At 35.9% G+C, this 5,843-nt stretch carries 6 protein-coding genes; 1 reads left to right on the top strand and 5 read right to left on the bottom strand.

Annotated elements, in window-relative coordinates; all coding sequences use genetic code 11:
- Nucleotides 1-214, bottom strand: a 214-nt coding sequence (locus tag D6734_13210; GenBank protein ID RMF92015.1) for a hypothetical protein, incomplete at its 3' end; no start/stop codon positions are given.
- 276 nt (nucleotides 215-490) lie between these two features.
- Between D6734_13210 and D6734_13215 the strand changes: the two genes are divergently transcribed.
- Nucleotides 491-1,252 (top strand): class I SAM-dependent methyltransferase, encoded by a 762-nt coding sequence (locus D6734_13215; GenBank protein RMF92016.1) that lies wholly within the window; start codon nucleotides 491-493, stop codon nucleotides 1,250-1,252.
- 254 nt (nucleotides 1,253-1,506) lie between these two features.
- Here the strand turns inward: D6734_13215 and D6734_13220 are convergent, their stop codons facing one another.
- From D6734_13220 to D6734_13235, 4 genes are read right to left on the bottom strand one after another with little or no spacing between them, the layout of a single operon-like run.
- Nucleotides 1,507-3,024: a mercuric reductase gene (locus tag D6734_13220; GenBank protein ID RMF92020.1), complete on the bottom strand. Its 1,518-nt coding sequence runs from the start codon at nucleotides 3,022-3,024 to the stop codon at nucleotides 1,507-1,509.
- Entirely contained in the window at nucleotides 3,011-3,751 is a 741-nt protein-coding gene (locus tag D6734_13225; protein ID RMF92017.1) for a TVP38/TMEM64 family protein, read from the bottom strand. The genes D6734_13220 and D6734_13225 overlap by 14 nt, the downstream gene beginning before the upstream one ends.
- Complete coding sequence (locus D6734_13230; GenBank protein ID RMF92018.1) at nucleotides 3,738-4,607, bottom strand: DUF547 domain-containing protein; 870 nt, start codon at nucleotides 4,605-4,607, stop codon at nucleotides 3,738-3,740. Before D6734_13230 ends, D6734_13225 begins: the two co-directional genes overlap by 14 nt.
- Nucleotides 4,608-4,625: 18 nt before the next feature.
- On the bottom strand, nucleotides 4,626-5,582 hold the full coding sequence (locus D6734_13235; GenBank protein RMF92019.1) for a radical SAM/Cys-rich domain protein: 957 nt from the start codon (nucleotides 5,580-5,582) through the stop codon (nucleotides 4,626-4,628).
- Nucleotides 5,583-5,843: the final 261 nt, after the last annotated feature.

Raw genomic sequence — 5,843 nt, forward strand, 5'->3', positions numbered from 1 at the left:
ACTCTTTGAGTGCTTCTCCATTACCTCCTTCATAGTGGATTTCAATTTTTACTTTGTTATTACCCCTGAATCTTCGTGCTGACGCTATGACCCTTTCCGCCATCTTCTTATGCAGTTTTGCTGCACCTTCAGCACCAACTGCAGGTATCAGACGTGTCTTGGTTTCCCCTGCCACAGGAAAACGCGTGAAGATGATAAGAACACTGGTATTCATAATAGCGTCAAAAGTACAGAATAGGTTCCAAAAGTCAATAGAGTTCAGAATGAAATATGCGATGTCCCTTCATAGAACTAATTCAGATAATAATTGTTGAGGACAAGAAAGTGTAGAAGATACAGATGTCACATAACAAATGTATTCCATTGCCTTGACATAATTTTTGTTTTTTAGTAATGAACAAAAATAAAAAATGTTCAGTTGTTGAGGTCTCAATAGTTTAAGAAACTTATTGAATTGGCTCAATTTTAAAATTTTTCTGTGTAAAAGATTATGAAAGAGTGGATAGAGTTTTGGGATAAAGAAAATGTGGTAGATGAGAAGGTTTGGGAGGAGAACGCCAAGTTATTTTTTTCCAATACTCTTAAAGTATGGAGTTATGATAAAGATGATATCGTCTTAGATATAGGATGCGGAAAGGGATATTTCGCTGAGTTGATAGCAGAGAAGGTGAAAGAACTGCATCTTGTGGATACATCTGAAAACTGTATTACTCATTGCAAAGAAAAACTTAAACACCTCGATAATGTTTTTTTTCATAAATTGTGTGAAAAAGACTATACAAATCTGAAGTTTCTTAATATTAAGTTTACAAAGATTATTTGTTTAAGTGTAATACAATACTTCAGAAATTTTAAAGAAGTAGAAGAATTGATAATGCAATGTGAAAAAATATCTGCTGATCAAGGACAATTGCTCATTGCGGACATACCTCTTTATGCTAATCCTCTTTATGATGCCTATTCACTTGTTAATAGAGGTGTAAGATTAGGTACTTTGCGCCAAACTATAAATTTTTTGTTGAGGACAACGTTTGGGGAGTATTCAAAAATAAGGAAAAAAGTGGGGATTACCAAATTCTGTCCAAAGCATTTTAAAAGCTATTTGGATAATAAGGGCTTAGAACACGAAATTCATTTTAAAATTACAACTTTTGATTCTGTCAGTAGATTTAATTTGCTCATTAAATTTAATAAGATTCGTTTACAAAAAAGAATTCCAAAAAATGACCACTTGAGAAAATCGTTTCATTAATCTTCTTCTCTAACAATATAGCTAATTGATTATCTTTATAGTTCATAATTGTCAGCTCAGTTCAGGATATTGAAAAATACAGCAATGTAGTTGTTTGCTAGTGTAGCCGTATGACTGCAAGTAATCCGAAATAAATGACAAGAAGCACCGGTAATCTCCATAATGGTAATCTAGAATAAAAGGAAAGGCAGTGTTTTTTTTATGCCTGCTCATTGTGATGGAGAAACATCATTTTTGAGGAGTGAAGATACGTCTCATCTTGTTGCTATAAACCATCTTTTAAACATTCCTTTTATGAATGGACTCAAGCGGGAGCGGTTGTAGGCGTCGGCAGTGCGTTTTATTGCTTCTGCCTGTGTAGGGTAGGGATGAATTATATTTGTCAATTTTTTTAGACCTATATTGTTTTCAATTGCGAGAGTAACTTCACTTATCATATCCCCTGCATGCCGAGCCACAACAGTTGCCCCAAGAATCTTATCAGAATTCTTTTTTACAATTATCTTGACGAATCCTTCTGTTTCGCCATCAGTGATTGCTCTATCAACATCTGCTAAATTCGTTTTGAAAATATCGACTTCAATTCCCTTTCTCATTGCATCTCTTTCATACATTCCTGTATGAGCAATTTCCGGGTCGGTATATGTACACCATGGCATCGTTAGGGAGCTAATTTTTTTCCTTCCCCTGAAAAGCGCATTTTGAATTACGATGCGCGCTGCTGCATCTGCGGCATGAGTAAATTTATATTGCATACATACATCACCTGCAGAGTAGATAATGGGATTTGATGTTTGAAGATAGTCATTTACAATAATACCACTTTTTTCATATTCTACTCCTGCCTTTTCGAGACATAATCCTTCGATGTTTGGAATACGTCCTGTCCCAATCAATATTTCATCAGCTGTAATTTCATCTTCTTTTTCTTCCCTTTTTATAGTCAGGATTTTTTTCTCATCATTGCAAACAACTTTCGTCAGGTCCGCTGAAAAAATCATATTGATGCCTTCTTTCCTGAATACATTTTCAAGAATCTTTGCTGCTTCCGTATCTTCGCGTGTTAAAAATTGCTTTTCCTTTTGAATGATTGTAACTTTTACACCAAGCCGCCTGAATGCTTGTGAAAGTTCACATCCTATGGGACCACCACCAACGACAACAAGGTGTTTCGGGGCAGTTGTCAGAGAGAAAACTGTTTCGTTTGTCAGGTAGCCTGCTTCTTCAAGACCATCTATCGGAGGCACGAAAGGACGGGCGCCGGTTGCAATAACAGCTTTTTTGAATCTCAGAATATTTCCCTCGACTTCAATTGAATTTCTGTTTCTGAATTTACCTTTGCCAAAAAAGATATCAACGCCAAGTTTTCTCAATTTTTCTACTGAATCGTTAGGGCTAATATGGGCACGAATTTTTCTCATTCGTTCCATTACTGCGGGAAAATCAGCAACCACATCTCCAGGCACCTTTATTCCAAATAAATGGGCATTGGATATTTCTGAAATGACGCGTGATGATCTAATAATTGTTTTTGAGGGCACACAACCAACATTAAGACAATCTCCCCCTAAAAGCTTCTCTTCGATCAATGCAACCTTTGCTCCTAATCCGGCAGCACCTGCAGCTGTGACTAATCCTGCTGTGCCCCCACCGATTACAACAAGATTATATCGCTTGGCAGGGGATGGATTTTCCCAATCTGATGGGCTGACATTTTCAGCAAGCCTTTTATTGTGTGCATCATATGGCAAAAGTTCTTTAATTTTTTTCATTTTTTTCAATTTCCTCTTTTTCCTTTAATATTCCCTTTGCATAACGAATCAGCAATGTAAGTATGATGGCAAATGAAATAACGGTTATAATGAGCCCCCATGGAATTTTACCGTTGGCAAGTCCTTCTGTAAAAGCGGCAGCGCCTACGACATAAAGAATGGTGGCAGGAAGCATACATAACCACGACCAAAAGACATAGGTGCCTAATTTTACTCTGGTAAGGCCAAATCCGTAATTTAATAGGTTGAAAGGAAAAATTGGAACTAAGCGGGTTATTGCAACAATTATTGCACCATGCTTTTCTGTAAGTTCGTCAAGTTTTCCGAATTTTTCATTCTTTGAAAGCCACCTAACCGTTGAATCACGAGCAAAGTAGCGGGCAATGATAAACGATAGTGACGCTCCTGCAGTCGAACCTATGCTCACGCAGATGGTTCCTAAAAGGGGACCAAAGAGGACACCAGCAGCTGCAGTGATGACTGAACCGGGAATTGCCGCAACAGTGGCGATAATATATAGCATTATGAATGCGATAGGTCCAAATTTTCCGAGCTTTTCTATCCAATTTCTCAGTTCACCAAGTTTTTCACCAAGACCAAATACCTGTGCAGAAATAAAAAGAATGATTATTACGCTGATAAGTGCAACGGGCTTTATCCAATCCCTTTTTTGATTTGTTTGCACAGTGTTCATTTTTTGCTCTCCCTTCTCTTCATTTCTGCTCATTCAAAGACCAATCATAATCTAAATATCCAATCTCGTAAGTTTCATTTTTAAGAAGAGCTGATTGTTCTTCATCCAAATAGCGTGAAATGAAATTTATTATTGCTTCTTCTTTTTCATCATATTTTGAAGAAACTTTGTGCCCGCTATAACTTTTCACAAAGTCTTCTGCAAACCACTTGAAGATGGGTGAGATATAGATGACTTTTTTATGGTTATCTATTCTAAATTTATTTTTGTTTGCTAAAAACTGTTCAATTTGGTTATCAAGCTGTAAATTGAGTTTTTTGCCTTCATAAGGTTCATTCCTTAACTTAGGACATCCCATAGATGCGCAAACTAAAGCAAAATGGATACGAGGTTCATTGAATTCTTTGCGAAGATGAAAATTTTCAATTTCATCAAGAGTCATTGATTTACCCATAACTTTAAATCTCTTTTTATCCCATACTCCTGAAATTTGTCTGATACTGTTCAATGGATAAAGAAAGGAAGCAAAAAAGGATGGTTTGATTGGGTAATTGTCAATGACTACTTTCAGTGTTAGAGCATTATAGCTATTTATCCAGAATGCGATTTTTTCTTTGTCATCCCATTTAGAAAATTCATCTTCCCTCAGCGATGCAATGCTGTCAATGAAGGCATCAAGTTTTGCATGCTCTTTTTTCAATTGCTTGTAGTTGACAAGACCGTCGATATCAACATATCTTAAAAGAATTGATGAGTAATCTTCATAACTGAATCTCCTATCTTCTTCATTTTTTCCCAATACATTTGCAGTGGAGGAAATCAACAGCCAAATCAATGCCAAAAATATGATTATTTTATTTGAAAAGTAGTGAGTTTTTTGGAAAGCCATTTTTTCTCTTTTTTCAATTTATATGAGCGAACCGCTGCAAGACGAGCCGGTTCCTGCTGTGCAACCAAAGCAATGGTCGCCTGTGACAATTCTTCTTGCAATAAGACTATTGATATCGATAGTCGAAATATGTGCAGACAAACCATGATTAATAGGTAGTCCAAGGGCAAGATTGAAGTCGCAGTCATAGACTGTGCCATCCCATCCAATGTTGATTTGTTTCAGGCACATTAGATTATCTATTGTCAAGGGATTGAAGGAATCTCTGAGAAATTTGAGGTATTCTTTTTCTCTGCCTTCCTTGCGTAAAGTTTTCCAAAAACGGCCAATAGGCATATTTGTTATCGTCAGCAAATTAGAAAAGACTATCTTGTGCCTCTTGTAAAGCTCATTACGGTAATCTTCTTCCAATTCCCTTTGAGAAGGGGGGAGAAATGCCCCTGCTGGGTTATAGACAAGGTCTAATTTGAGCGATAAGTTTTTACCGTAGCCGATTGAGTTGAGAGCTTTCAATACCTTGATACTTTTTTCATAGACTCCTTCTCCTCTTTGTTTCCTTACATTTTCTTCTTCATAACAGGGAAGAGAAGCAATCAGATGTATTTCATTCTTCTTATAGAATTCAGCTAAGTTTTCCATTTCCTTTTCACAGAGGGCTGTTAGATTTGTTCTAACTATTATCTCTTTATGAAGTTTTACGAGTTCTTTAATAAATGCTTTGAAATGTCTGTTTAATTCAGGGGCTCCACCTGTGATTTCTATCTTTGATGGTGTTATTTTTTTTATACCATCGATGACTTCTTCCATCGTTTTTAGAGACATTTCTTCATTACTGATTCTTGAAGCAGAAAGGTGGCAATGTTCACATTCTTGATTGCATTTTCGCCCAATGTTGATCTGAACTGTCTCAATGGAAATACTTTTAAGGGATTCGCCTTTAATTTCTTTGATTTTTTTGTCGAAGTCGTTCATCATCTTTATCCTATCTTCAAAAACTTTAATATACCAATATTTTTTGAAAGTCTTTTGAAAATCTTTTTATATTGTTTGTCGAAGAAGCTGAAAATATCTTACAATAAGATGTATAAATTATTTTCCTACATTTTTTGTTGAAAAGTTTTTCCTGTAATCTTCATTTTGCCTTTTCAGATTTTCAAGAGATTGCATCTTTTGATTGCAATTATTTTTATAGAGGGAAAAGCCCCATTATTTCAAGATAAGGAGATAAAAATAAAT

It is taken from the genome of Candidatus Schekmanbacteria bacterium, from assembly GCA_003695725.1.
Taxonomy (GTDB): Bacteria; Schekmanbacteria; GWA2-38-11; order GWA2-38-11; family J061; genus J061.

Coding starts and splice junctions, on each gene's coding strand:
- D6734_13235 (RMF92019.1), bottom strand. CDS start 5,582: ATGATGAACGACTTCGACAAAAAAATCAAAGAAATTAAAGGCGAATCC.
- D6734_13220 (RMF92020.1), bottom strand. CDS start 3,024: ATGAAAAAAATTAAAGAACTTTTGCCATATGATGCACACAATAAAAGG.
- D6734_13225 (RMF92017.1), bottom strand. CDS start 3,751: ATGAGCAGAAATGAAGAGAAGGGAGAGCAAAAAATGAACACTGTGCAA.
- D6734_13215 (RMF92016.1), top strand. CDS start 491: ATGAAAGAGTGGATAGAGTTTTGGGATAAAGAAAATGTGGTAGATGAG.
- D6734_13230 (RMF92018.1), bottom strand. CDS start 4,607: ATGGCTTTCCAAAAAACTCACTACTTTTCAAATAAAATAATCATATTT.